The 25,994-nt window shown below is 43.4% G+C and carries 21 protein-coding genes; 16 read left to right on the plus strand and 5 right to left on the minus strand.

Annotated elements, in window-relative coordinates; translation table 11 throughout:
• Nucleotides 1-13 precede the first annotated feature (13 nt).
• Nucleotides 14-3,751 carry a type IX secretion system sortase PorU gene (porU, locus tag D1614_RS06270; protein WP_119437050.1) on the minus strand — a complete coding sequence of 1,246 codons (3,738 nt, stop codon included), beginning with the start codon at nucleotides 3,749-3,751 and terminating at the stop codon, nucleotides 14-16.
• A gap of 218 nt (nucleotides 3,752-3,969) precedes the next feature.
• Between porU and D1614_RS06275 the strand changes: the two genes are divergently transcribed.
• Both D1614_RS06275 and D1614_RS06280 read left to right on the plus strand, forming a co-directional pair.
• Nucleotides 3,970-5,415 (plus strand): SUMF1/EgtB/PvdO family nonheme iron enzyme, encoded by a 1,446-nt coding sequence (locus D1614_RS06275; protein ID WP_119437051.1) that lies wholly within the window; start codon nucleotides 3,970-3,972, stop codon nucleotides 5,413-5,415.
• An 82-nt stretch (nucleotides 5,416-5,497) separates the two neighbouring features.
• Entirely contained in the window at nucleotides 5,498-6,796 is a 1,299-nt protein-coding gene (locus D1614_RS06280) for a UDP-N-acetylmuramoyl-tripeptide--D-alanyl-D-alanine ligase (RefSeq protein ID WP_119437421.1), read from the plus strand.
• Here D1614_RS06280 and trxA read toward each other — a convergent pair.
• The gene (trxA, locus tag D1614_RS06285; protein ID WP_119437052.1) at nucleotides 6,789-7,160 is read right to left on the minus strand and encodes a thioredoxin; all 372 of its coding nucleotides are present in this window, start codon (nucleotides 7,158-7,160) and stop codon (nucleotides 6,789-6,791) included. The two genes, D1614_RS06280 and trxA, sit on opposite strands and share 8 nt — an antisense overlap.
• Nucleotides 7,161-7,420: 260 nt before the next feature.
• Between trxA and D1614_RS06290 the strand changes: the two genes are divergently transcribed.
• The gene (locus D1614_RS06290; protein WP_119437053.1) at nucleotides 7,421-8,827 is read left to right on the plus strand and encodes a CCA tRNA nucleotidyltransferase; all 1,407 of its coding nucleotides are present in this window, start codon (nucleotides 7,421-7,423) and stop codon (nucleotides 8,825-8,827) included.
• Here the strand turns inward: D1614_RS06290 and D1614_RS06295 are convergent.
• The 3 genes from D1614_RS06295 to D1614_RS06305 form a co-directional block, all read right to left on the minus strand.
• Entirely contained in the window at nucleotides 8,824-9,843 is a 1,020-nt protein-coding gene (locus D1614_RS06295) for an endonuclease/exonuclease/phosphatase family protein (RefSeq protein WP_119437054.1), read from the minus strand. The two genes, D1614_RS06290 and D1614_RS06295, sit on opposite strands and share 4 nt — an antisense overlap.
• Nucleotides 9,833-11,287: a hypothetical protein gene (locus D1614_RS06300; protein ID WP_147384048.1), complete on the minus strand. Its 1,455-nt coding sequence runs from the start codon at nucleotides 11,285-11,287 to the stop codon at nucleotides 9,833-9,835. Before D1614_RS06300 ends, D1614_RS06295 begins: the two co-directional genes overlap by 11 nt.
• 203 nt (nucleotides 11,288-11,490) lie before the next feature.
• Nucleotides 11,491-12,660: an exo-beta-N-acetylmuramidase NamZ family protein gene (locus D1614_RS06305; RefSeq protein ID WP_119437056.1), complete on the minus strand. Its 1,170-nt coding sequence runs from the start codon at nucleotides 12,658-12,660 to the stop codon at nucleotides 11,491-11,493.
• Between the two features lie 161 nt (nucleotides 12,661-12,821).
• Here D1614_RS06305 and D1614_RS06310 point away from each other — a divergent pair, with 161 nt between their 5' ends.
• From D1614_RS06310 to D1614_RS06370, 13 genes are all read left to right on the plus strand, one after another.
• The gene (locus D1614_RS06310) at nucleotides 12,822-15,761 is read left to right on the plus strand and encodes a serine hydrolase domain-containing protein (protein ID WP_162304429.1); all 2,940 of its coding nucleotides are present in this window, start codon (nucleotides 12,822-12,824) and stop codon (nucleotides 15,759-15,761) included.
• 261 nt (nucleotides 15,762-16,022) lie between these two features.
• Nucleotides 16,023-16,277 carry a DNA-binding protein gene (locus D1614_RS06315; RefSeq protein WP_119437058.1) on the plus strand — a complete coding sequence of 85 codons (255 nt, stop codon included), beginning with the start codon at nucleotides 16,023-16,025 and terminating at the stop codon, nucleotides 16,275-16,277.
• An 86-nt stretch (nucleotides 16,278-16,363) separates the two neighbouring features.
• Entirely contained in the window at nucleotides 16,364-17,158 is a 795-nt protein-coding gene (locus tag D1614_RS06320; protein ID WP_119437059.1) for a 3-keto-disaccharide hydrolase, read from the plus strand.
• Nucleotides 17,159-17,232: 74 nt separating this feature from the next.
• On the plus strand, nucleotides 17,233-18,438 hold the full coding sequence (locus tag D1614_RS06325) for a uracil-xanthine permease family protein (RefSeq protein ID WP_119437060.1): 1,206 nt from the start codon (nucleotides 17,233-17,235) through the stop codon (nucleotides 18,436-18,438).
• Between the two features lie 193 nt (nucleotides 18,439-18,631).
• On the plus strand, nucleotides 18,632-19,156 hold the full coding sequence (locus D1614_RS06330) for a hypothetical protein (RefSeq protein WP_119437061.1): 525 nt from the start codon (nucleotides 18,632-18,634) through the stop codon (nucleotides 19,154-19,156).
• Nucleotides 19,157-19,170: 14 nt separating this feature from the next.
• A complete protein-coding gene (locus D1614_RS06335; RefSeq protein WP_119437062.1) occupies nucleotides 19,171-21,090 on the plus strand; it encodes a tetratricopeptide repeat-containing sensor histidine kinase in 1,920 nt (639 codons plus the stop codon).
• Entirely contained in the window at nucleotides 21,087-21,836 is a 750-nt protein-coding gene (locus D1614_RS06340; protein ID WP_119437063.1) for a LytR/AlgR family response regulator transcription factor, read from the plus strand. The genes D1614_RS06335 and D1614_RS06340 overlap by 4 nt, the downstream gene beginning before the upstream one ends.
• Nucleotides 21,837-21,945: 109 nt before the next feature.
• Nucleotides 21,946-22,362: a LytR/AlgR family response regulator transcription factor gene (locus tag D1614_RS06345; RefSeq protein WP_119437064.1), complete on the plus strand. Its 417-nt coding sequence runs from the start codon at nucleotides 21,946-21,948 to the stop codon at nucleotides 22,360-22,362.
• Nucleotides 22,359-23,630, plus strand: coding sequence for an OmpA family protein (locus D1614_RS06350; protein ID WP_119437065.1), 1,272 nt, complete (start codon nucleotides 22,359-22,361; stop codon nucleotides 23,628-23,630). Before D1614_RS06345 ends, D1614_RS06350 begins: the two co-directional genes overlap by 4 nt.
• Before the next feature lie 37 nt (nucleotides 23,631-23,667).
• The gene (locus D1614_RS06355; RefSeq protein ID WP_119437066.1) at nucleotides 23,668-24,015 is read left to right on the plus strand and encodes a DUF805 domain-containing protein; all 348 of its coding nucleotides are present in this window, start codon (nucleotides 23,668-23,670) and stop codon (nucleotides 24,013-24,015) included.
• A gap of 9 nt (nucleotides 24,016-24,024) precedes the next feature.
• A complete protein-coding gene (locus D1614_RS06360; RefSeq protein WP_119437067.1) occupies nucleotides 24,025-24,525 on the plus strand; it encodes a DUF3592 domain-containing protein in 501 nt (166 codons plus the stop codon).
• A 121-nt stretch (nucleotides 24,526-24,646) separates the two neighbouring features.
• Nucleotides 24,647-25,417: a TIGR00266 family protein gene (locus tag D1614_RS06365; protein ID WP_119437068.1), complete on the plus strand. Its 771-nt coding sequence runs from the start codon at nucleotides 24,647-24,649 to the stop codon at nucleotides 25,415-25,417.
• Nucleotides 25,418-25,457: 40 nt separating this feature from the next.
• On the plus strand, nucleotides 25,458-25,952 hold the full coding sequence (locus D1614_RS06370) for an outer membrane beta-barrel protein (protein ID WP_119437069.1): 495 nt from the start codon (nucleotides 25,458-25,460) through the stop codon (nucleotides 25,950-25,952).
• The last annotated feature ends 42 nt before the right edge of the window (nucleotides 25,953-25,994 follow it).

Genomic DNA, 25,994 nt, shown 5'->3' on the forward strand with positions numbered 1-25,994 from the left:
CTGCCTGAAAAAATTATTGTGCAATAATCATTTTACCTGATTTTGAAGAAATTATTCCATCCGAGTTTTGCACAATGGCACGGTACACGTAAACACCCGGCGTTGCGGCAATCCGCGACTCGGCAATGTCCCAGCGAACAGGGTTGGTAGTGTTCCCATTTGAGCCCACCGTGGTTTGGAAACGATCTACCGACCGTCCGTTTTTATCGTACACATCAAAAATCACATCCAAAGTGGCACCAGGCTGGTTGTGCTTCAGCACAAAATAGGTATAATCCGAAAGCGGATTGGGATAATTACTGATTTCGGTGATCTCCAGCTCATTGGTAACCTCAAACTCTATTTCCTTCTCGGAAGAATTGTTGGCCACATCCCAGGCTTTTAAGCGCAGGGTGTGTTTTCCCACCGGCAAACCCGACAAGGGGAAAGTTAACGTTCCGCTGGTATAATCATCGGCATTAGCCCTGTAATAAGCATTCAGCACATATACTTTGGAATAATCTCCGTCAATTACCGCCGTAATATCATGACCAATACCGGTTCCCACCGTATTAATCCCGTTATCATCCGACAAATTGGCCATCAGGGTTGGGTTTTTACTGGTTTTATCGCCCGACTGAAAATCGGGAGAATCCAGGAAGAGGTCGATCTCCGGCCCCTGGTTGTCTGTAATATCAGAGCCCGCGCCGCCAATGTTGAAATTATCAAAGGCTCCGTGGGCATCTTCCAAACCATTATCGGCATAATACATTATTTTTCCTTCTCCCAGGCTGTATGAAATATCTTTCGGAACCACAAAACTAAACGTGAATGCTCCGTTTTTCACAGTCGACTCGCCTTTGTAAATAATGTTCTCACGCACTTTAAATTTCATCGGTGTCTCCCCTCCGTTTCCAAGTGTCTCCATTACCACTTCCTTGTCAAAAACCGTTGGGATCATTTTTCCGTTGAAGTCATCCAGCTTATTACCAAAGGCATCGGCCACATAACCTTCTATGGTTACCTTTTGCAGGGCACCTATCGTTTCTTTTTCGCCATTGGCATCCTGCTGGTTTATTTTACTGGTGACAATCCTGTATTTCGGAAACGAAAGCCGCAGCGCCGGGTCGGCAAGTAAGGAAAAGTTACGTTTGTTGATCGAATCTCCGATCTTGGTTTTTGCCAAACGCATCACATCCCCCATACGGTAGTGTTCGCCATTCTCATCGTTTTTGAAAATGTAACTATAGAAACTCTTGCTAAGCTTAAAGTTAGCATTGGCGAAAACCACACGGGTTGTGGAGAAAAGTCCGATTCCCCCGCCGTTGGGATTCAGCAAAATGTATTCACCAGCTGATGTTTCATCTCCGTCAAAGCGGCTGAATTCGCAGGTTGCCGTTACAAAAATCGGCATCCGCGCCGTATTCGACCACGCATTTATATCACTGATGCCCAAAACGTTTTCTTTCGCCAGGTTACGCTCGCTGGCATGTCCGATGTAGTTCAAGATCAGCACTCCGTCTTTTACACGTTCGCCAATCGCTGCATTTACATCGGGATAGCTTTCTCCGGCCGGTGTTACCTGCTGAACATATGCATCCAGGTATATTTTGTCGCTGAGAAGTGCTTTGTTGTTTTTATTTACCGAATCAGCCAGTTCCTCCGACTGCCGCATGTGAAGCCTGGAATCTTCGTCATCGCCGATAAATGTGATCACACTTCGCCAGCTCCCCAATGCTTCAGGCTCGTGGTAACGTTTTATCTTATCTACCACCGACTGTGCCTCGTAGGCTGTGGCAACGGGCAGCCGGCCAATTCCCAGATCGATGGCACCTTTGTAAACCGTTTCGCCGGCATCAAGCATGACAAAATAATCGTCGGTAACAAACGAAGAAGTGGGCAATAACGAATTAGCCGACTGGAAAGTAGGGATAAAGTTATTGCTTTCGGAATGAATGCCTTTGTTATCGTAGCTGCCATCGCCCACGAGCAGTACATATTTTAAGGTATTTCCCCGGTCGTACATCATTTTAATAAAGTTCCGTATTCCGGTGGCATCCTTACTTCCGGAGCTAAACTCGTTGTATATTTTATCGGCCTCCACTACCTCCACGCTCATTCCGCTGTAGGCGCGATGAAAATTGGCCAGTTCGTTAGCTGCGTCTTTAAATGCCGGATGTGTAATAATCACGTATTCCGGGGTACTCAGCGCATGAAGATTTTGATTTTCAACTTCCCCCACCAACTCCGGTTCATTAAAAGTACCGTTTGTATTAAACACCACGTACTCACGCAATTCGTCCGCCGGACGTTTGGCCGTTAAAGTACTGCCGCTTAATTCGGCCGGCACTTCTTTTACATTATTAATATCGGTAACATCCAGCAAACGGGTGGAAGCCCCGGCACCGTCAATGGAAAACTGAACAATGTTGCCCCCGCCAACCGACAAGGCATCTCTGAAAAACAACGGGCTTGTACCCGCTTTCAGTTTTTGGCGGTAGTTTAGTTCCAGGTGATCAATCCAGGCGGAAGCGCTTACGTTGGAAGCACTATAATTTAAGGATACGACCCATTCATTTCCGGTTGGCGAAAACGAAAACCGACGATCCCGAAGATCGGCATACAAGCCATTGTCTTCATCGGTGTCAACCAAACTGAAGCCTACCGCTCCCAGGTCCGTTCCATTCACCGAAGTAACCATCGACGAAGTACGGTAACTTCTGGCGGCAGCGGTCACCAACAAGCTTGCCTCTGCATTTTCATCCACATCCGATACGTTGAAGGTAAAACTCCGGGTATTACCAGAGCCAAACTTTTGCCCAAACCACTGCTTCCCGGATCCGCGCGGCAACAAATTGTACAGATCACTTTCCTGCAAGTCGTAAGCACTAAAAGCAGCAGTTGCATGGGTAACAGGCTCTTCTACTTCGGGAAGAACCTCCACCTGCTTTTGTGCCGGTGCATTATCTGAAAGAAAGAAATATCCTTTCCGCGAGTAATCATTGGTGTAATGCGTAAAATACCCATCACCGTTCAAGGTCCATTGGGTGAGGCCCGGCGCATAAAAAAACAGACAGTCTTCGCCACCGTTTGCACCCCGCCACACTGCACACTGCTTCAAATCGTCGTACTCTATTTGCCCCGGATCTTCTGAAAGCGGCAAGGCCCCGCTACCAAATACCTCCACAGTTTCTGGCTGTTCAAAACCCCACGATTTAAGTTTCGAATAGGGTATTTTGTAGATCCCCTTCGCCGTAGTGGCTATTTTTATCCATTTTCCGGAACTGAGAACAGAACTGGAACTCCAATCGTATTCCTGAACACTACTTTTAAGTGCTGGCACCGCAAAACGTTTTAACTCAAACGACTTTAAGCGCCATATCTTTCCACTCACCTTTTTTATAGGAACAATCTGAACCTCGTTTTTAACCGAATGCCCCGATTTTAACAGTTGGCTGTTAATTTGAATGTCACCGGGGAGTGTCGCCAGCACCTGCTCTGAAAGCTCCCAATCCGTCGCTTCATACACCGGATTATCCAGAACTATTTTGTAGGAAGTATTGGTTTCCGGAAGGTCATAAATACGGGTATAAACAGGTAACTCGCTGGTCGTTTCCGGGAATGTCGTGTTCTCGAAAATCTCGGTGAATCCTGCGCCACTATTGAGAATGCCAAACGGATTCCCCCAGTCCAACGTTATCTCTTCATTCTGAGTATCGTCGATAGAGAAACCGAGCCAAACGATGCATAACAGGAGTAAATATTTTTTCATAAATACGATTCAATTATAAATCTCAAACGATAACCGTCGTTAAATATTGCAGTTATTTTGCTCTGTAGTAAGAACAAATAACCTCCACGCAAGGTCAGCAAAGATATCAACATCCTTGAAAAGTTCCTGAAAATATTAAAATGGCTGGACAATAAGAATTGAATAAATCAGTTATATTTGTTGTCAAGTTGAATTTTTTAAGTACAAAAATGCGTTTAATGAAACTAAAACCATTATTCATTTTGATGTTTGCCGCACTTGTTTCGGGCTGTGGTTTGTTCGGGAAAGGAGGCGGTGAATCGTCACGTACTACCGGCTGGAAATACAATGATCCTGAAACCGGCAACATCCCCAATGTATCTGGATACGAACAGGATGCAGGCCCGGGCCTTGTTTTTGTACAAGGCGGAACTTTCTCCATGGGACGTGTTGAACAAGATGTAATGTACCGGAATGACAACTTCCCGAGAAGGGTTACGGTTGCATCGTTTTACATGGATGAAACGGAAGTTTCCAACCAATCATACCGTGAATTTACCCACTGGACTTCGAGAGTGTATCCGGGAGATACAGAAAGATTAAAGTCAATTACTCCTGACTCTACCGTATGGAGAAGCGAATTGGCCTATAATGAACCCTATGTAAATAACTACTACCGACACCCCGCCTACAGCGAATATCCGGTTGTTGGAGTTACCTGGGAACAGGCTGAAGCTTATTGCGAGTGGCGTACCGACAGGGTGAATGAGCAAATTCTGGTAGAAAAAGGTATTTTAACACACGATGCTGCCCAAGGCGGACAAAACACCTATACAACCAAAACTTACCTTTCCGGGCTTTATGACGGAACTGCAGGTAAAAAACCGGTTGAAAATGGTGACGGCACAGCACGTCGGGTAAAATGGGAAGACGGCATTGTGCTTCCAAATTACAGATTGCCCACCGAAGCCGAATGGGAATACGCTGCCTATGGCTTGATTGGCAACACCGATGGAGAATTGCTTACCGACCGTAAATTGTACCCATGGAACGGAGCTTATCTGCGCGACGATCACAAAAAAGACAAAGGTAGAATGCGTGCCAACTTTGTTCGCGGACGAGGCGACATGATGGGTATGGCAGGTGCCTTGAACGATAATGCAGATATTTCATCACCTGTTTTCTCGTACGAACCTAACGACTATGGTTTATATTGTATGTCAGGTAACGTGAACGAATGGGTAGCCGATGTGTATCGTTCTCAATCAATGGAAGATGTGGAAGAATTCAATCCTTTCCGTGGAAATGTAATCACTGAATACAGAAGAGATGCCAACGGTCAATTGATGCGCAATCAATACGGGGAGTTAATCAAAGACACTATTCCAGGCATGGATTACAGAAACTTTAAAGATGGTGATTTAAATTCGCAGGTAGTTGAAGGTGACAACTGGAATGCCGCAGAGAAAAAAGGAAGCGAAGGAATGTACATTCAGGATAACCGTCCCGGGTATTTTACTTCACTTATTACCGACGAGGTTCGGGTTTACAAAGGTGGATCCTGGAGAGACCGTCCTTACTGGCTGGTTCCGGGAACACGTCGTTACCTCGATCAGAAACACGCAAAGAATGACCTTGGATTCCGCTGTGCAATGACAAGGGTTGGAAGTCCGGAAGGATTTTAATTGAAAAAGAAAATTATCAGATAAAGAGAAAAGCTTCATGTAACGTGAAGCTTTTTTTATGTCGCTTTATGTATTTTTGAGTATGACCACATTGGAAAAAATATACCAGTACTTTCTGGCAGCCCGTCAGACCGTTTCGACTGACAGCCGCAAAATTGAACAAGGATGCATCTTTTTCGCATTAAAAGGTGAGAACTTTAACGGAAACCGTTACGCCAACGATGCCATAAAAAGCGGCGCTGCTTACGCGGTTATCGACGAGGAAGAATTTGCTTCCACTGAACGAACAATCCTGGTAGACGATGTTCTTACTACGCTCCAGCAACTGGCCTTGTTTCACCGGAAAAAACTGGGAATCCCGATCCTTGGCATTACCGGCACCAACGGCAAAACAACCACCAAAGAGCTGATTGCTGCCGTGCTTGCCGAAAAATACAAGGTTTCCTTTACCCAGGGCAACCTCAACAACCACATTGGCGTTCCGCTTACCTTATTAAAAATGGACAGCAACACCGAGTTTGGCGTCGTGGAAATGGGAGCCAACCACCCCGGAGAAATAGCGCAATTGTGCCAGATAGCCGATCCCGATTTTGGGATCATCACCAACGTGGGGAAAGCCCATCTGGAGGGATTTGGATCGTTTGAAGGCGTAATCAAAACAAAAGGCGAACTGTACGATTACATGGCAAAGAAAAGCGGTGTTATTTTTTACAACCGAAACAACACCTACCTCGAAGAACTCGGGAAAAACATTCCAAACAGAATTTCGTACGGAACTACTGATGCCGGGTTCAAAGGCGAGTTGCTGGATTCGCCCCCCTTTGTTCACCTAAAAGTAAACTTCCCCAAAGGGGTGCTGTACATCAACACCAAACTGATCGGTAATTTCAATTTCGAAAATGTATTGGCAGCTGCCTGCATCGGGAACTTTTTTGAAGTGGATCCGCTAAAAATTCAAAGTGCTATTAAAAACTACGAACCACGCAACAACCGTTCGCAACTGATTGTAAAGAATGACCTGCGCATAATTATGGATGCTTACAATGCCAACCCAACCAGCATGAAAGCATCACTTGACAGCTTTGCAGCCAACAACCCGGATTCAGCCTATCTTATTTTGGGAGATATGCTTGAATTAGGCGAATACTCGTTTGATGAACACCTTTCCATCTTAAAAACAATTCGTGAAAAAGCTTTTCAGAATGTATTTTTGGTGGGAAAGGAATTTGCCAGGGCCAATCAAAATTTTGACTTCCCGTGTTTCGAAAAAGTAGATGACCTTTGCCAGCTTTTGGAAAAAGACCCCATAAAAAACGGGAACATTTTAATAAAAGGTTCCCGTGGTATTAAGCTAGAGAAAGTGCTTGAATATCTTAATTAGCAAGTGGCTTTTCCACTTTCAGTACATCGGCAATTGCCCTTTCGAAAGTCTGTTTTGGTAACGCCCCCATTGCCATTTGTGGTTGGCCATCCTGTGGTACAAACAATAACGATGGGATACTTTGAATTCCAAACATTCCGGCAAGTTCCTGCTGCTCTTCGGTGTTTACCTTGTAAATAACAATGCTGTCGCCATACTCGCTCTGCAGTTCTTCCAACACCGGAGCAACCATTTTACACGGGCCACACCAGTCGGCATAAAAATCAATCAGACAAGGCTTTGACCCCTCGTATTTCCACTCTTTGTTTGCTTCAAAATTAAAGACTTTTTCTTTGAAAGTTTCTTTTGTTAAATGTTCTAACATGATATAATTGTTTTAAAATTTATCAATCTAAATATCTATATACTTTCATGCAAAAATAATACCACCCGTTCAAATCACAATATACCGTTTAATTTCAACTATTTTCTTGTAATTTTGTCACGATTTTTTCAGAAATGGCAGGATTGCTGAACATTTCATCCTTTTTGGCAGTTGATTAAGCCGAATTATTCAGGCGCTGATGCGCCACCACCCAGTAAGAACTATGTTTCATAAACATGCTTCTTTGAAAATTGATATTAATGAAGGAATTGAAACACAAAATATTTCAAACGATATCGGAAGTTGCCGATCAAATGCAGACGGAAACCTACGTTATCGGCGGATTCGTACGCGATATCTACTTAAACCGTCCATCCAAAGACATAGATATTGTTACCATCGGAAGCGGTATTGAGTTGGCTACACAGGTTTCCAAACAACTAAGACCCACTCCCAAAGTCAATGTGTTCAAAAACTTTGGCACTGCGATGCTCAAGTTTAAAGACATGGAAATTGAGTTTGTCGGTGCCCGAAAAGAGTCTTATCAACGAAATTCGCGCAAACCGATCGTAGAAGACGGAACGTTGGAAGACGACCAGAACCGGCGCGACTTTACCATAAATGCGCTGGCACTTAGCCTGAACCAGCACAATTTCGGGGAATTACTGGATCCGTTCAACGGGCTGGATGATTTGCAAAACAAAACCATCAAAACCCCGCTTGATCCGGATATAACTTTTTCGGATGATCCGCTTCGTATTATGCGGGCAATTCGCTTTGCCACCCAGCTTAATTTTGAGATCGAGGAACAGACCTATAAGGCAATTGCCCGAAACAGGGAGCGAATCAAGATTGTTTCGGGAGAACGCATTATTGATGAATTAAACAAAATAATGATGGCCGACAAACCTTCCAAAGGATTCAAACTATTGGAAGAAACCGGGTTGTTGCGCATTATCTTTCCGGAATTGCAGGCCATGAAAGGTGTTGATGTAGTTAACGGCATTGGGCACAAAGACAATTTTTACCATACCCTGGAAGTATTGGACCGCATCGTCCCAAACACCGACAACCTCTGGTTACGCTGGTCTGCCCTGCTGCACGACATTGCCAAACCGGCTACCAAAAAGTTTGTGGAAGGCCAGGGCTGGACATTTTATGCACATAATTTCATCGGGGTTAAAATGATCCCCAAGATCTTTCGGCGGATGAAACTCCCCTTGAACGAAAAGATGAAATATGTACAAAAAATGGTACAGCTTCATATGCGTCCCATCGTACTTTCGGAAGAGATTGTAACCGATTCTGCAGTAAGGCGACTGCTTTTTGAAGCAGGTGACGATATTGATGATTTAATGACCCTTTGCGAAGCTGATATTACTTCGAAAAACGCGGATAAAGTAAAGCGTTACATGAAGAACTTTCGGTTGGTGCGCGAAAAACTAAAGGAGATTGAAGAAAAAGATGCTGTCCGGAATTTTCAGCCTCCCGTAGATGGCGAGCTAATCATGAAAACCTACAATCTGGCTCCCTGCCGGGAAGTGGGTCTGATAAAAGATGCGATTAAAGATGCCATCCTGGACGGGGACATTCACAATAACTATGAGGAAGCTTATGCCTTCATGCTAAAAAAGGCGGAAGAATTGGGGCTCAAAAAGGCAAACTAATCTAACTCCAGGAGTAAGCGAATGGGCAGGTGATCCCCAAAACCTCCATTGTACTGAAAACCATTGTAGGTGCGAAATGGCTTTTGGCCTCCATTTCGTTCGTCTGCTTCCAACAAAAAAGGGAACGTTACGATCGTTGCATTTTCGGGGATCGTCTTTATTCCTTTCTCGGAGTTCAATAAAGAACCCGAGACAATGATTTGATCAAAGACAAACCATTGAGACTGAAACTTCAACGTTCCTGTGTTTCTATTCATCCATTGAGCGGACAAGTTATACAAACGGTCGTTTACCGCCTTGCCTAACAAAGCCTGAGCTCCGAGTGAAAGCAGGCTTTCATCGTTTGGCTGATCATTAAAATCACCCATGATTACAATTTTTGCCTGTTGATTTTGCTTCAGAATTCGGCTTGCTTTCTCTCGCAATAATTCAGCCGCCAGCTTTCGGCTTTCCTTTGTTTCCATCAAACCACCGTACCTCGATGGCCAGTGATTCATAAAAAAATGAAGAGTATCAGCACGGCCCAATATTCCGGCAACATGCAATATCTCGCGTGTGCTTCTTACGCTTCCATCTTTATTTATTAACGGGTAGTAATTGTATTCTACCGGATAAAAATCGTTCGGATTATAAAGAAGCGCCACATCAATGCCACGCGCATCCGGCGATTCTTTGTGAATAATCCGATAGCCGATTGACTTTAGGGCGGTATTCTCCAACAGCTGCTCCAACACAAAACGATTTTCAACTTCACACAAACCAATAACCGAAGGGGTACTCCATTCTCCTGCTGCCAGCAAAGCTTTGGATGTGTTTTGTAGTTTTTTCTGAAATCGTTTGTATGTCCAGTGACGTTCACCGCCTGACGTAAACTCGTCGTCATTGGTCAGCGAATCATTTTTCCAGTCGAACAAATTTTCAGCATTGTAAAAAACAACAGTAAACTGCTTGGAATCCTGGGCCGAGGTTCTGAAAATAAAAAATAGAAGAAATATGCAGAAAAGACTAGTCTTCATCCGACTTGGCATAGCGCTCATAAGCCCCCAGGTCGGGTCCTCCATCCGCTGTCCGACTTTTATTTAAAAGATCTAAGGGGAACAGCTTGGAATATTCTGAACTGCCCACATCAATTGCAGCAGATAATGTGTCGAGCTGGTAATTCAACCCGCTATATGGATCCACAAACAACGGATCGTAATTACTACCCTTCCACACAGAATTGTAATGATCCTTATTGGTCGTATTTAAAGTATCCGGCACCTGCATAATGCAATGGTCAAAATAATATTCAAAGGCATTTTCACCATTATCGCCCAATTCCACCTCTTTGTTGATATTGCCATAAATAATACTATTTCCAAACGTGGCTTTGGAAAGGTCGCCATTGTAGGATACCGAGCTGCCATCAGCACCTTCCACAATCAGTACATTCGACATGACAAGCGCCGGAGTTGTACGAACTTTGTTGCCCAGATTCCCCCAGTAGTTGGCAATGGTAGTGTGATAAAATTCGTATTCTCCACCCACCAACAGGGCCGCTGCGTAAAAACCACAGTTTGCAATTACATCATTGTAGGCGTAAATTTTCGACTTCATGGCAAACAAACCAGCGTAAGCCATATTCTCGATCCTAGAGTTGGTAAGCCGCACTGAGGCATACCCATCATGCTCAATAGTCCCCACCTGCAAGCCAATGTTCGCATTTTTGATGGTTACAAAATTGAATACATTGTCGTGACTGCCGGAGAACAATAAAACACTGTTCCACTGGTCAGGTACATTTTTGTAAGAATCCTCCAGCCGGTCTGATAAAAACTGAATTGGCTGTTCAAAAGTACCGTCTGCAATTATGGTTCCCCGAACGTATAATCCGGCCCCTTTATGAAAATGAATCCGCGCACCCGGTTGTATCGTAAGCGTCGACAGACTGTCAACATGAGCGTAATCGTAAACTAAATAAGGTTTGTCTGCTGTCCATGTAGTCGACGTTTCAATGTTTTCAGCTTTCACCAATACAAAATCCTGCCCGTAAGCAATCAGCTTCACATCCTGCAAGTTCATATTAGTCGAAAAGAGAATAGAATCCTGTACAACCATTGGCAAATTTTGCCCGTTGGGATCTATCGTCACTTCCACAAATATGTAAATACTATCATGTCCGGGCACTTCCACATCGTACACTTCGTTCTCCAACTCACCGTTTATATTCAACCTGAAATTTGACATGGAGCCTCCCGCTAACCGGATATTCGAGATCAAAACCGGTTCGTTATAAGGATTCCGAACAGTAAAACGCTGGGTGGTAGAACCGATGGTGGTAAAAATGGTATCAAAAGCGATGGTGTCCTTAGAAAACTGGAGCTCAGCATCCGGCGACGACATATATCCCTCATCTTCACACGAAAACAGGGAGAATAATAGTGTTCCCACCACAGTTATGTAGAATAGATACTTGGCCAACTTAGTTTTCTTTAGTCTTATAACGGCTTAATGCTACTATATAGTATGCAAATATAAAAAATCAATTTACAATTTTTAACACTTATTGACAATCTATAAGCATTTATTCATCATTTATTACGATTTAATACTGAGTTATTTAACCGGTCTCCCCAAAAACTCAGATTTCCTTGCTTCATTTTGAAGAAAGAAAACCGGATTTTCTACTCAAAATCGGGATATAACAGGTACTTCGCCCGTATGTTTTTATAGGCCTCTAGCCCGGGTTGCCAACTCTTAACAATCTCGTCTTCCGCCACTCCATTTCGTATTTGCATAATCAGCAAATCAGTTCCGGCTAAAAGATTCAACCACCGTTCGCTGGTAAGAAATTCCTCTTTGTTTTCGTATTTGTTGTAGAAATCAAGAAAATATTTCAACGTAAATTCAGGAGCATCTTTGATTGATCGCAAATCAACACCGTAACATTTTTTATCATTGTTCAGCGGACTTACCGCTACACCCGGGATACTTCGGGGAGTAAATTCAAAATCACCCAGTTCCGGTTTTAATCCGCCCAAAACCTGAAACGGAAACCTGGTACCGCGCCCCACACTAACGCTGGTGGCTTCAAAAAAACACAGCGAAGGATACAAACGTACCGACAGGTCGTTGGGTAAATTGGGCGACGGTGCAATGGGCAAGGAATAAGACATGGTGTGGTCATAATTTTTCACCGGAATCACCGTCAACTCGCATTTAACACCGTTCTCCAGCCAACCTTCTCCGTTGATCATCTGCGCCAGTTCCCCCACAGTACACCCATGCACCAATGGTATCGGATCCATTCCCACAAAAGACTCAAACCCTTCTTTCAGAATCGGGCCTGCCACATAATCTCCGTTCGGATTTGGACGGTCCAAAACAACAAGCGGAACACGATGCTCGGCGCAAGCTTCCATCACCAGGTGCAACGTAGAAATGTAGGTATAAAACCGGCACCCGACATCCTGAATATCAAAAACCATCAAATCCAATCCATTCATATGCTCCGCTGTTGGCTTTTTGTTTTCACCATACAACGACAAAACCGGGATTCCGGTCTTTGCATCCACTCCGTCATCCACTTTACCACCAGCTGATACATCGCCACGAAAACCATGCTCCGGAGCAAATATTTTTGCCACATCCACTTTCCTGTCACGCAGAAAATCAACCAGATGCGCACCTTCTGCCTGCGACGTATGATTCACTACCAGGCCTACCTTTTTTCCTTTCATTAAAGGCAAATAAAGTTCAGGCCGATCGGCACCTACTTTAATTTCGGAGGCTTTCACTACCAAACATTGTACAAAAAGGAACAAACAAATCAGGGCTAAATTTATTCTGAACATCGGTATTAAAATTTTACATTTGTTGCTACGAAGATAGATTTATAATATTTTCGGAGCGCTTATTCTTCCGGAAATTGAAACGGCCATGAATGCTAAATATTTTAAACAATAAAGTGTTCGGGTGGGTTTCATGGAATGAGCTTAAAAGAAAACTTTTAGAAATGAAACCAACGCCTAAGAAATATTTTCTTCTGATACTATTATGCATACTGCTCATCTCTGTAGCAAAAGCTGCCGATCCTCCGTTTGCCGTTTTCAAAAATGATCCCTGGGTGAACGAAAAAATGGACCAACTTTCCATCGATGAAAAGATTGCCCAGCTGATGATGATCACTGCGTATCCCAAACAAAACGAAGCAAGCAAGGCTGCGGTATTGGATAAAATTCGGAAATTCAAGCCTGGCGGAGTGCTGGTAATGCAGGGAACACCCGTAAAAACCGCCTCGTGGATCAACCAGTTTCAGGCCTTTTCCGAAACGCCCCTGTTAATTGCCATTGACGGCGAGTGGGGACCGGCTATGCGAACCGATAGCACCATCCAATATCCGTATGCGCAAAGCCTCGGTGCCGTTCAGGATACCGCGCTCATTTATCAAATGGGACTTGAGTTTGGCGAACAACTCAAATTGCTGGGCATCCAGATGAACTTTGCACCTGTTGCCGACATTAATACCACTCCTTCCAACCCGGTTATTAATTTCCGTTCGTTTGGCGAAGACAAACAAAATGTGGCGGAAAAAACCTGGATGGTTTCCAAAGGAATGCAAGATGCCGGGGTAATTCCGGTAGCCAAACATTTTCCCGGTCACGGCGATACAAAAACCGATTCGCATGTTACACTTCCGCTTGTTCCTCATTCAAAGGGAAGGCTGGATTCAATCGAGTCTTATCCCTTCCGGTATTTGTCTGAAAAAGGAATCAGCGGAATTATGACTGCCCACCTTTCCGTCCCGGCGCTTGATTCATCGGGAAAGACATCCTCGCTTTCAAAAAAAATAGTAACCGGTTATCTGAAAGAAGAGATTGGCTACCGCGGTTTTATTGTTACCGATGCCATCGGAATGAAAGGAGTTCGATCGGACCCCGGCCGGGCAGAAGTGGAAGCGCTAATCGCCGGAAATGACATGGTGGAATTTGTTCCGGACATTGAAAAGGCAATATCTGCAGTTAAAGATGCCATTTCAAAAGGAGAAATAACTGAAGCAGCGATCGAAGAAAAATGTAGAAAAATACTGGCGCTAAAAAGGTGGACCAGGCTGCAGGAATACCGGGCAGCCGAGCTTAAAGATCTCACTAAAAAGCTGAACTCTCCATTTTTTGAAGTAACACAAAGAAAGCTAATCAAAGCCTCGCTGACAGTTTTGGCAAACCAGCGCGTGCTACCCGTTCAGAATCTGGAAAAAGAAAAAATCGCCTCCGTAAGTCTGGGAAGCAGTTCCAAAAGCGCATTTCAAACAATGCTCGACAATTATACGCAAATCGATCATTTTGTGCTTTCGAAAAATGCTACGGAAAAAGAATGGGCACAGCTTCGAAGCAAACTCTCCAACTACAGCCTGGTAATAGCAGCCATTGAAGGAATCCACCGCTATCCGGCAGGAAATTACGGTGTGAGCAGCATTCAGCAAAAGGCAGTGGAAGATTTAACTGCCGAGAAAAGATCCGTATTTGTGTTTTTTGGCAACGCTTATGCGCTCAAGCATTTTTCTAATATTCACCATGCAAAAGGCTTGATACTGGCCTACCAGGGAACCGACCTGACCCGCGAACTGGCAGCACAGCTTGTTTTTGGTGCTTTTGATGCCAACGGGAAACTGCCGGTAACTGTAGACACGCGTTTTCGGGTTAATGACGGAATGACCGTAAAAGGCAACAGTACTTTCTCGTACACTATTCCGGAAGAAGCAGGAATGAGTTCGGAGAAGCTGGCATTGATCGACACCATTGCCCAAATGGGAATCGATGAGAAAGCTTACCCGGGCTGCCAGGTACTCGTGGCAAAAGACGGAAATGTTGTTTACCACAAGTGCTTTGGCTACTTTACCTACAATGAGGCGCAGCCGGTTGAAAAAAACAGTGTTTACGACTGGGCTTCGCTCACCAAGGTTACCGGCCCCCTGCCTGCCTTAATGAAATTGGTGGACGAAAAAAAATTCAATGTAGACGATAAACTGAGCAAATACTGGCCTGACTTTATTGGTTCCAACAAAGAAAACCTGGTAATCAGGGATGTTTTGGCGCATCAGGCGCAATTGCGGCCCTATATTTCGTATTGGATGAACACTGTCGACAAGGAAGGTAACCTGGATACCCACGTGTTTCGTCACGAACCTTCCGAAGAGTTCAATATCCGGGTTTCCGACAAACTGTACATGAATCCGAACTATCTGACCGAAATGATGGACACCATCCGGAATTCCAAATTACTTCCGAGAAAACGTTACACCTATTCCGGGCTTAGCTTTTTTCTGTTTCCATCCATTATTGAGCACCTTGCCCGGCAACCCTACGAAGCATACACCAAAGACACCTTTTACAAACCACTCGGGGCCTACACCATTACCTACAATGCCTACCAGCATTTTCCCATGCGGCAAATTGTGCCCACCGAAAACGACGATCTTTTTCGGAAAGAAATGGTTTGCGGCTTTGTGCACGACGAAGGAGCGGCCATGATGAACGGTATTTCGGGGAATGCAGGATTGTTTGGCACCACAAACGACCTGGCCAAACTTTTCCAGATGTACCTTCAGAAAGGTTATTTTGGAGGCCGGCGTTACATTTCAGAAGAAACAGTGGATGATTTTACCCGTACCCAGTTTCCCGAAAACCGGAACAGAAGAGGGCTCGGATTCGACAAACCCTTAATCGACAACAATAAAAAAGACCTGCTCGACGCTTACCCGGCAGTTTCGGCCGGCAAAAGCAGTTTTGGCCATGGAGGGTTTACCGGCACCTTTGCGTGGGCCGATCCGCAAACCGGAGTCTTGTTCGTATTTATGTCGAACCGGGTTCATCCTAGCCGCGAAAACAACCGGCTGTATCAACTCAATATCCGAACCGAAATGCACCAGGCAATCTACAACAGCATCCTGCCTTAAACCCGGAAACTTAAAAATTGTTAAGAATACCGTTAAGAAACCCTGCTTTACAACATACGATCAAAAATACACAACACTAATTATCTGCCAGTTACATTTTTACCCGAGTTCTATTTTTCACATAATTTCACTACTTTATCAGTAGGTTTTCCTTTGCTGAGGCTTTAATCTTTTATTATTAAATTATTAATTTTAATTTTACAGATAAGTGAAACGTTCTTTTAAATAATCATAATAATTAATCAATAATATCTCAGCGATATGGAAAAAAAAATAACATTTAACGAACTGCGAAAAGTCAAAGACAGCCTACCTGACGGTGCAATCAGGCAAATGGCAAAAGAGTTCAACGTGAGTGAAGAAACCGTCAGGAATTATTTCGGAGGAGCCAACTACACAAACGGGAAAGCAGTAGGAATCCATATGGAACCGGGACCAAACGGTGGGATCGTATTGTTGGATGACACATCGATGCTCGACAGGGCAAAAGAATTAATTGCTGCAGAAGCGGTTTAACAAAAAAAGAATACAATATTTAAGAAACTGTCCTATATTTATGGGCAGTTTTTTTTTGCAAAATTTTTAATCTAAACCGAAAAATCATGAGTCTTTTTTCTCGTCTGTTTCTACTTAGTAGCTTTATTGTTCTGCTCACAAGTTGTGAAAAACCGTGGCAACCTATCTTCAACGGCGAAAACCTCGATGGATGGGATACTTACATCGGAACCGCACTGGACAGCTTTGACCATCTTCATGCCCAGGCAACAACTGATAAAGTGTTTAAGGTAGTGGAAGAAAACGGCGAAAAACTGATCCACATCTCGGGAGAAGTAAATGGTTCGCTGGCTACTGTTGACACTTTCGCCAACTACCACCTGGAGCTGGTTTTTAAATGGGGAGAACAGGTTTATACAAAGCGCAACAGCGGCTTGCTCTACCATAGCTTTGGTGAGTTTGGCGAGGCTCTGGGCACCTGGATGACCAACATTGAGTGCCAGCTAATGCATGAAAAACTGGGAGACACTTACCTGATGAACAATACCGTTTGCGAAACCGAAGTGGCAAAATCAGACGATGCGTTTGTTTATGCCAAAGGCGGCAAAGCAACACAGTTTGGAAAAGATTTTGAAGGGCCTGGCATTAAAAAAGCTATTGACGCAGAGAACCCGCTGGGAGAATGGAATACAGTAGAACTTTATACCGTAGGAAGAACCTGCGTACATGTTGTTAATGGAAAAACAGTAATGGTAAATACCAACACCGGTATTTACGAAGACGGCCAAATAAAACCGTTGTCATCGGGCAAAATTCAGCTGCAATCTGAAGGCGGCGATCTGTTCATTAAATCGGTACGAATAAAGCCCATAAAGGAGATTCCGGCAGAAATTTTAAATTAATTAATAGGCAAAGACTCGTTTCTATTGGAAGCGGGTCTTTTTTATAAAAAAACCACGCAAAAAAAAGAAGAAGTATGAGTCAAAAAACCTTTCGCGAGCAACTGACCCCAAAGAACACGATACTGGGAGTTCAGTTCCTGTTTGTAGCCTTTGGCGCCACTGTTTTGGTACCTCTCCTGGTAGGTATCGATCCGGCTGTAGCGCTCTTTACCGCCGGCATTGGTACCATGATTTTTCATTTTATTACCAAAGGCCAGGTTCCTGTGTTTTTAGGAAGTAGTTTTGCCTTTATTGCCCCCATTATCGAAGCCACCAAACTTTACGGCTGGCCAGGAACATTATCCGGCATCATTGCTGTTGGGATTGTTTATGCCATTGTATCCAGCTTGGTGAAACTGCGCGGACTCCAATTTGTGGAGCGTCTGTTTCCCGCAGTTGTAGTAGGTCCTGTAATTATGATCATCGGGTTGTCGCTGGCATCTGCTGCGGTTGATATGGCAAAAACCGATTGGGCGCTGGCTATTATTTCTTTGGCAACCGCCATTACGGTGGTAATTTTTGGTAAAAAAATGATCAAGTTGATTCCTATCTTCATCGGGATCACAGTGGGGTACATCGTAGCCATGATATGGGGGAAGGTTGATTACTCGGCTATTGCAGAAGCAGCCTGGTTTTCGTTGCCCGAATTTACAGCGCCAAAACTTAGCTGGCATGCTATTCTTTATATGATTCCGGTAGCCATTGCTCCTATTATTGAACACGTGGGCGATATGTACGCCATTGGAGGTGTTTGCGACAAGAATTTCATTGAAAAACCCGGTTTGCACCGCACCTTGCTGGGCGACGGTATTGCGACCGGTATTGCCGGATGTTTTGGTGGTGTTCCCAACACAACCTATTCGGAAGTAACCGGTGCTATTACGCTTACCAAAGTTACCAATCCGTTTATTTTGAGAATTGCAGCCATTACCGCCATCGTTTTTTCGTTGGTAGGAAAAGTGAGTGGTTTCCTGGAAACCATTCCGCAAGCCATCCTCGGCGGAATCATGTTGCTTTTATTCGGAATGATTGCTTCCATCGGTATCAAAACACTGGTTGATTCAAAAACCAACATGGGTGAAACCCGTAACCAGGTAATTGTATCGGTAGTTCTTACTGTCGGAATCGGCGGTGCCATTATTTCCTATGGTCATTTCTCCCTCGCCGGAATCGGCTTGGCTGCCACAGTGGGAATTATTCTGAACCTGCTGTTGCCTAAAACCCAAACAGAAGACAAATAATCTTTTTAGTTTTTTATCATAATTTCAGCAAAACCGCTTCTCAAAAAAGGAGCGGTTTTTTATTTACCAACGTCTTCATATAACAAAAAATAGTAAATGCACTGTTTTCAATGACTACTTTTACGGCTTGTCGATAAATATCCTATTTTTGAATTTATATTAACTAATCTGTCTACTAATAACATAAACCATAATGAACAGAATCCCTGTACGCTTTATAATCAACATAAGTTTATTTCCTTTTTTCTTCCCCTATGATATTGTTTCCGGACAAGACACACCAGCACTTTACGTTGAAGAAAGGTTAGGAAAAACGGGGGTAGATGACCGTCCAAAATTGAAAATACACTATGAATACGGCGAACATGGTGATGAAACGGAAAACTATCCGCAAGCAATTATTCAGTTTAAGAATGCACTTAGAATAGCCCAATATCTGGACGACAACAAATTGATTGCCCAAACAGTCAACTATTTGGTCAATATGTTTGCAGTAACAGGTGATTTCAAAAACTCAAATGAAACCTACATCCTGAAACTGAAAAATGCTGAAAAAAATGGAGATACAGGTGAAATTGCAAAAAAAAGCATGAACCTAGCTCCCAATAATTACTTTACCGGCAATTACGATAAAGCGATTCTGTTTGGGTTGTTTACACTGAAGACCAAAGAAACCAATACATTACAAACAATCACCTCTATCGATACAAACCTCTAATTCCCGTTAGCTGAATGAAACATGAATTACACCTCCTAAAATATGTACTTTTTCTCTTTCTACTTTTTGAGTTAGAAACCAAAGCCGATAATCTTTCAGAGAAACGATTGGCAGACAGCCTGCGTGCAATTGTCAATGCACAAACAATACCCGACAGTTTAGAGTCAACTTTCGAACAAATCAGAAAACAAAGAAAAAAACTGGGAGAAGATTATATTCCGCTATTAAAACAGTATGCCGAAAGGGCCCAAAGTACAGGTTATGCAAAAGGAGAAATGAAAGCCTACGATTTTATTGGTCTTCAGTACCGTTACAATGAAAACTACAAAGAAGCATACGAATATCATAATAAATCACTGGCAATTGCCATCCAGGAAAAAGACAGCACCCAAATGTTTTACAATTACAATAATTTGGGGCAGGTTTTCCGAAAACAGGACGTTACGGACCTGGCAATTGATTATTTCCATAAAGCATTGGCAATTTCAGATGCTATCGGGAATTTAAAGTCTTCATCATACTCCATGAATGCACTGGGAACTACGCTTATTCTTCAAAAAGACTATGAACGGGCCTTAAGCTACTTTCAACAATCATCTGATATAGCCAGGCAACGAAACGACATGCGTACCCTGGCTTATAACTACGGATCAATTGGCGAGATATTTCTCATAAAAGAACAAAACGATTCGGCGATGCACTATTTCCAAACATCGCGCGATCTACTTGCGGAAACGGGCTCTGATGAAGGAATGGGGGTTGCCGAACACCTGATTGGCAGGGCTTATCTGGCAAACGGAGAATACGACAAAGCCAAAGAAAGATTCGAACAGGCATTAATTTTCCATCAGAAAAGCGATGACCTGCGTTACCAAAGCTACTGCAATTGCTACCTAAGTGAGATTGCCATTGCCCAAAAAGATTACCCAACCGCGTTGCACCACCTCGATTTAGCGATATCCCAGGCTCAAAAAGTCAGCTCGCTAAAAAATCTGATGACTGCTTATTCCAATTATGCCGAAATCCATAAAAAACAAAATCGATGGGAAGAAGCATATGCTGCCATGCACAAGAGTCACACGTACAAAGACAGCATTATAAATGAGGCCAATAATAAAACAATCCAGGCTCTGGAAATTCGTTTCGAAACCCAAAAAAAAGAACAACACATTGAGCTGCTCACCACCGAAAACGAACTAAAAAACCAGCGGCTCCGTGCAGGAATTGTTTTACTGGCTGTTTTACTGCTTATTATTGTTATGATTTTATACATCCTGCAAATTCGCAGGAAACAAGCCTTGCTGGTACAAAACGACCTGCAACAAAAAGTACTTCGTTCGCAAATGAACCCGCATTTCATTTTCAATGTACTGGGCTCCATTCAGAATTATATAATGGGAAACGATACGAAGAAAGCTGCCAGTTATCTCGCTCAGTTTGCTTCCTTAACCCGCTCAACCCTTGAATATTCTGCCAGCGAATCCATTGCGCTGCGCGATGAAATAAAAATGCTGAGCAACTACATGGAACTCGAGAAGATGCGCAAACCCGGAAAATTCGATTTCGAAATAATTACCGACGACAAACAGGAAGCCGATTTTATTCAAATTCCGCCCATGGTTATCCAACCTTTTATTGAAAACGCCATCAAACACGGGTTCAACAACATTGACTACCAGGGAAAATTAACAGTAAAGATTACCGATAAAAACCAATGGATTGAATTCATTATTGAAGATAACGGGAAAGGAATGACCACAAACTCAGCATTAGGTCACCGCTCTATGGCCATGCAAATTTTTGAAAAACGTAGAAAGTTAATTCAGCAAAAACACAAAAAAGAGTTTACTTTTGAACTGATAAACCTACAAGATTCAAACCCCTCTGTAACGGGAGTGAGAATTGTTATAAACATTCCGGTTTTAGATGTATGATTAAAGCAGTTGTGATAGACGACGAACCGGCCATGCAGGAAGTTAACAGCCGGTTATTAAAAGAATATTTTCCAGGAGTAAAGCTGGCAGGAATTGGCAATTCGGTCGGAAGTGGCGTTGAACTGATAAAAAAGGAGAAGCCACACCTTGTTTTGCTCGATGTGGAACTGAACGAAGGTACCGGCTTCCAGATTCTTCAGCAATTAAAGCCTTATTCGTTTAAAGTAGTATTTATTACAGGCTACGATACTTATGCTCTGAAAGCCATTAAATTCAGTGCGCTCGACTACATTCTTAAGCCGGTAAACGAAATAGAATTTCAGCAGGCAATACAACATGCCATCGACGAAATTAACGAAAGTGAAAATCAGCAGCTTCAAACCGGTGTTCTGTTCGAAAGCCTGCAAAATGAAAACCAAGGAAAAAAACTGGTGCTGAAAACCATGGATTCGCTGCATATTGTTGATGCCAGCGACATATTGTTTTGCCGCAGCGACAACAGCTACACGACTTTCCATCTTGCCGACAACGAAAAGATAATGGTATCGAGAAGCATCCGCGAATACGAAGAACTGCTTTCGGGACATGGTTTTTTCCGTCCGCACCAATCTTTTCTGGTTAACCTGAACCATGTAAAAAAGATTGACAAATCGGACGGCGGGTTTATTATTATGAAAAACAAAAAAGAAATCCCGGTATCCATCCGCCAGAAAAAAAGACTGATTCAGATGCTCGAGAATCTCTAATAATTAGAAAACCTGAAAAACCCGAACGCTTTCAAAGTATTGCTGCCCGAATTCAAAACCTTGCTAAAACCAATAGTTCTCGCCTCATAGCTTTACAGAAAAAGCTTCGATGCAACGTATTGTGCTACACACTTCCGATTCTATTCACCTCATTCCCAATTCTGATATACTTTATTGCAAAAGCAATAACAGCTACACTACTTTCTTTTTTATAAACCGTCCACCGGTAGTTGTTTCCAGGAATATTAAAGAATACGAGCGGCAACTTCTGCATCATAATTTTTTCAGGCCTCATCAATCGTTTCTGGTGAACCTCGAACACCTGGTAAAAATCGACAAAACGCACGGTTTTTCGCTCGTAATGAAAGACAATACACTTATTCCCACTTCCATGCGGAAGAAAAAGGAATTGATGCAAATTCTGAACAGACAATTACAAATTCAAAGTGAAACAGAACACTTTCAAATTAAACCCGGGCACTGCTCCAAAACCCTTCTACCTTCACAACAAAATCAAAAACAATGAAAACCAGAATCCTCCTCCTTATTTCAGTATCACTGCTTTTCGCGATGATTTCCCCGGCGCAGGTAAAAGTAGATGTAAAAAAGAAAGTTAACCGGGAAACAAATCAGCGGGCCAACTCGAACACCGATAAAGCTATCGACAAAGGATTCGATAAACTGGAAGAAGGAATTGGAAGCCTTTTCGGGAAAAAAAAGAAAAAGGGGGAAGAACAGAACAAGCCGAACGAAGCAGAGGAAAGCCAGCAACAACAGGAGAACCAGCAGCAGCTTTCCGGTACCGGCACCAACGGGCAGCCAACCCCTAAGATGAACATACAATGGAGCCGATTCGATTTTGTTCCGGGCGATGAAGTAATTTTTGAAGACGGCCCCTCAAACGGTGAAGAAAACGGCGAGTTTCCCAGCCGTTGGGATTTAGTTGAGGGCAATTGTGAAATTATTAATGTAAATGGCGAAAATGTTATTGCTTTTCCAAAGGGCGGCGAAATTATTCCCTACTTAAAAAACAGCAAAGACGATTACTTGCCGGAAGTATTTACAGTTGAATTAGACGCTTGGTTTTGGAAAGATGAGAATCAGCGAGACCTTTATATATACTTTTTCGACAAAAAAAATCAAGAATCAAATGGCAATTATAAACCAGTAGAAATAAACAGTTACTCAGCCGAATATGACAATAGCTATCAGGTACTTCCAAAAGAAAACCCCAATGGTATGTGGAGGCATATATCAATAGCATATACCAGAAGTAAGTTAAAAGTTTACCTGGATGAAACACGTTTGATAAACATTCCTCGTATGGAAGGAAATCCGACCGGGCTTACTTTTCACTTAACAGGATATTCAAGCGATAAACCAGAACAACTACAATACATTAAAAACGTGCGCATAGCCAAAGGCGGTGTAAAATATTACGACCGGGTTATGCAGGACGGCAAAATCGTTTGTAACGGGATAAAATTCGACGTAAACAAAGCCACATTGAAACCCGAAAGCATAGGACCGATCAATAATATTTTTGAATTGATGCAAAAACAGCCTGAGCTGAAATTCAGTGTGGAAGGACACACCGACAGCGACGGCGATGATGCCCAAAACCAAACCCTCTCTGAAGCCCGGGCCAAAACAGTAATGGAACAGCTTGTTAAAATGGGAATTGCAGCCGACAGGCTCAACAGCAAAGGCTGGGGTGAAAGCAAACCCATAGGAGGGAACGACACTCCTGAAGGGAAAGCCAACAACAGAAGAGTTGAATTTGTGAAGTTCTAAGAAAAAACTATCTGAAAATTTCAATAACACTAAAATTATGAATTGGTATTTAAAAGTATTAAAACAGTATGCCGACTTTAATGGTCGTGCCAGAAGACAAGAGTATTGGATGTTTGTTCTTTTCAACATCATTTTTTCGATAGCTGCAGGAGCGCTGGATGCGGCCCTCGGAACATGGGGTGCAATAGGCGGGCTTTATGGTTTGGCCATGTTAATTCCAGGTCTGGCTGTCGGCGTCAGGCGTTTACACGACACCGGCAAAAGCGGCTGGATGTTGTTAATTGCCTTTATTCCTGTAATAGGCCTTATCTGGCTTTTGGTATTGCTTGCTACCGACAGTACATCAGGAAGTAACCCATACGGACCTAATCCGAAAAATCAATAATCCTCAGGTATGCGAAGAAAACAATCACCCATTGGGACACTAGTCTTTGCCACGGTATTTTTTGCCAGCGGTTTTATGGGCTGGCTGTACTTTACCAAACCCATGCTAGAAGAAGCCAGGGCTACGGAAAAATGGCCAACAGTACAGGGAGTAATCACTGCTTCGGAGTTAGGGAAAAGCACCAACAGTGAAGGCACCGACATGTATTCGGCCAATGTATATTACGACTATACCGTAAATGATCGCCAATACAGCAGCTCGGGCATTACTATGGCCGATGGCTCAAGCAGTATGAAAAACAGCGAAGTAAACAAACTTAAAAAATATGCAGAAGGAACAAGCGTAACGGTGTATTACGACCCTGAATTCCCGGAAAGCACAGTGCTCGAACCCGGCGCAGGTTTCTGGCTCGGATTATTATTAAGGCTCCCCCTCTTGTTTTGTGCCGTTTCGATTCTGATGGTACTCAGGTTTCTGGGGCAAATCAAACGACTCTTGTTTGGCAGATAGATTAAACCTCTCCCGTTTGTCAACACACTCTGAAAATAAGGTCAGAGAATAAGCAATAAAAACAGGAATGCAATCAGCCTACCAGCTAAAAACACTTTTGAAAACGAACAAATTAAATCAGATGAAATCACACGAAGTAGATTACAAAATCGGTGGCCACGATATCCAGTATGTAGAAATTGAATTAGATCCGAACGAAACAGTAATAGCCGAAGCCGGAGCCATGCTATACATGAAAGAAGGCATCGATTTCCAAGCCAAAATGGGCGATGGATCGGAACCGGATAAAGGCTTGTTCGGCAAACTTCTTTCGGCAGCATCGCGAAAAATAGCGGGCGAATCCATTTTTATTACGCATTTTACACACCGTGGTACAGGGAAAAGTCATGTGGCATTTGCTGCTCCTTACCCGGGAACTATTGTTCCGCTCGAATTACAGAAGCTGGGCGGCTCGGTTATCGTTCAGCGCGACGCTTTTTTATGCGCTGCACTCGGAACCAAAATAAGCATGCATTTTAACCGGAAACTGGGGGCCGGATTCTTTGGTGGCGAAGGATTTATTCTTCAAAAGCTTCAGGGCGACGGACGCGCATTCATCCATGCAGGTGGCACCCTTATCCGGCACGAGCTTAACAACGAAACCATCCGCGTTGATACAGGCTGTGTAGTCGGCTTCCAGGAAGGAATTGATTTCAGTATAACACAGGCCGGAAACCTTAAATCAATGCTTTTGGGCGGCGAAGGCTTATTCCTGGCAACACTAAGCGGCACCGGCACAGTATGGCTGCAATCCATGCCCATCAACAAACTCATCGACCAGCTCTCCCCCGGAAGTTCAAACCGTAACAAAGAAGGTGATGCAGGCATATTACGGAATCTGTTAGAATCATAAAATCAGTCACTTCCAAATTATAAACTTTAAAATTACAATTATGAAAAATTTAATCACACTACTTTTTGCTTTCGTTCTTTTCTTAACTGCCAATCAGGCAAAGGCTCAGATTAGCGTAGGCCCGGGTCTGGGTTTTGCTACCGACATCAGCTCGTTGGGCATTAGCGCCAATGCTGGTTATCAGATCAATGAAAAGTGGGCTGCCACAGGAGCGTTTACCTATTTTCTGGAGAAAGACTACGTAAAATGGTCGGCACTCGACTTTAATGCCAACTACAGCATTACCCAAATTGAAAATGTTGGCGCATTGTACGGCATCGGCGGACTTAATATTACCATGGTAAAAATTGATATCCCTGAATTGGGAGAATGGCTGGGCGGTGGTTCTGCATCATCATCCGATGTTGGTTTAAACCTCGGAGCCGGCCTTAACATCGGCTTATCAGAAAAAATGACACTCGCCCCTGAACTCTGCTATACCATCAGCAGTGGAGGCTACCTGCGGGCCGGTGTAAAACTGATGTTTAGCTTATAAAAACAAAGAGGAAGGGTATTACCCTTCCTCTTTGTAAACCTC

The organism is Maribellus luteus, from assembly GCF_003576475.1.
Classification (GTDB): Bacteria; Bacteroidota; Bacteroidia; order Bacteroidales; family Prolixibacteraceae; genus Draconibacterium; species Draconibacterium luteum.

What these genes read in the sequence shown, in the direction of transcription:
- porU (WP_119437050.1), bottom strand. Translation starts at nt 3,751, where the DNA reads ATGAAAAAATATTTACTCCTGTTATGCATCGTTTGGCTCGGTTTCTCT.
- D1614_RS06275 (WP_119437051.1), top strand. Translation starts at nt 3,970, where the DNA reads ATGAAACTAAAACCATTATTCATTTTGATGTTTGCCGCACTTGTTTCG.
- D1614_RS06280 (WP_119437421.1), top strand. Translation starts at nt 5,498, where the DNA reads ATGACCACATTGGAAAAAATATACCAGTACTTTCTGGCAGCCCGTCAG.
- trxA (WP_119437052.1), bottom strand. Translation starts at nt 7,160, where the DNA reads ATGTTAGAACATTTAACAAAAGAAACTTTCAAAGAAAAAGTCTTTAAT.
- D1614_RS06290 (WP_119437053.1), top strand. Translation starts at nt 7,421, where the DNA reads ATGAAGGAATTGAAACACAAAATATTTCAAACGATATCGGAAGTTGCC.
- D1614_RS06295 (WP_119437054.1), bottom strand. Translation starts at nt 9,843, where the DNA reads ATGAAGACTAGTCTTTTCTGCATATTTCTTCTATTTTTTATTTTCAGA.
- D1614_RS06305 (WP_119437056.1), bottom strand. Translation starts at nt 12,660, where the DNA reads ATGTTCAGAATAAATTTAGCCCTGATTTGTTTGTTCCTTTTTGTACAA.
- D1614_RS06310 (WP_162304429.1), top strand. Translation starts at nt 12,822, where the DNA reads ATGAAACCAACGCCTAAGAAATATTTTCTTCTGATACTATTATGCATA.
- D1614_RS06315 (WP_119437058.1), top strand. Translation starts at nt 16,023, where the DNA reads ATGGAAAAAAAAATAACATTTAACGAACTGCGAAAAGTCAAAGACAGC.
- D1614_RS06320 (WP_119437059.1), top strand. Translation starts at nt 16,364, where the DNA reads ATGAGTCTTTTTTCTCGTCTGTTTCTACTTAGTAGCTTTATTGTTCTG.
- D1614_RS06325 (WP_119437060.1), top strand. Translation starts at nt 17,233, where the DNA reads ATGAGTCAAAAAACCTTTCGCGAGCAACTGACCCCAAAGAACACGATA.
- D1614_RS06330 (WP_119437061.1), top strand. Translation starts at nt 18,632, where the DNA reads ATGAACAGAATCCCTGTACGCTTTATAATCAACATAAGTTTATTTCCT.
- D1614_RS06335 (WP_119437062.1), top strand. Translation starts at nt 19,171, where the DNA reads ATGAAACATGAATTACACCTCCTAAAATATGTACTTTTTCTCTTTCTA.
- D1614_RS06340 (WP_119437063.1), top strand. Translation starts at nt 21,087, where the DNA reads ATGATTAAAGCAGTTGTGATAGACGACGAACCGGCCATGCAGGAAGTT.
- D1614_RS06345 (WP_119437064.1), top strand. Translation starts at nt 21,946, where the DNA reads ATGCAACGTATTGTGCTACACACTTCCGATTCTATTCACCTCATTCCC.
- D1614_RS06350 (WP_119437065.1), top strand. Translation starts at nt 22,359, where the DNA reads ATGAAAACCAGAATCCTCCTCCTTATTTCAGTATCACTGCTTTTCGCG.
- D1614_RS06355 (WP_119437066.1), top strand. Translation starts at nt 23,668, where the DNA reads ATGAATTGGTATTTAAAAGTATTAAAACAGTATGCCGACTTTAATGGT.
- D1614_RS06360 (WP_119437067.1), top strand. Translation starts at nt 24,025, where the DNA reads ATGCGAAGAAAACAATCACCCATTGGGACACTAGTCTTTGCCACGGTA.
- D1614_RS06365 (WP_119437068.1), top strand. Translation starts at nt 24,647, where the DNA reads ATGAAATCACACGAAGTAGATTACAAAATCGGTGGCCACGATATCCAG.
- D1614_RS06370 (WP_119437069.1), top strand. Translation starts at nt 25,458, where the DNA reads ATGAAAAATTTAATCACACTACTTTTTGCTTTCGTTCTTTTCTTAACT.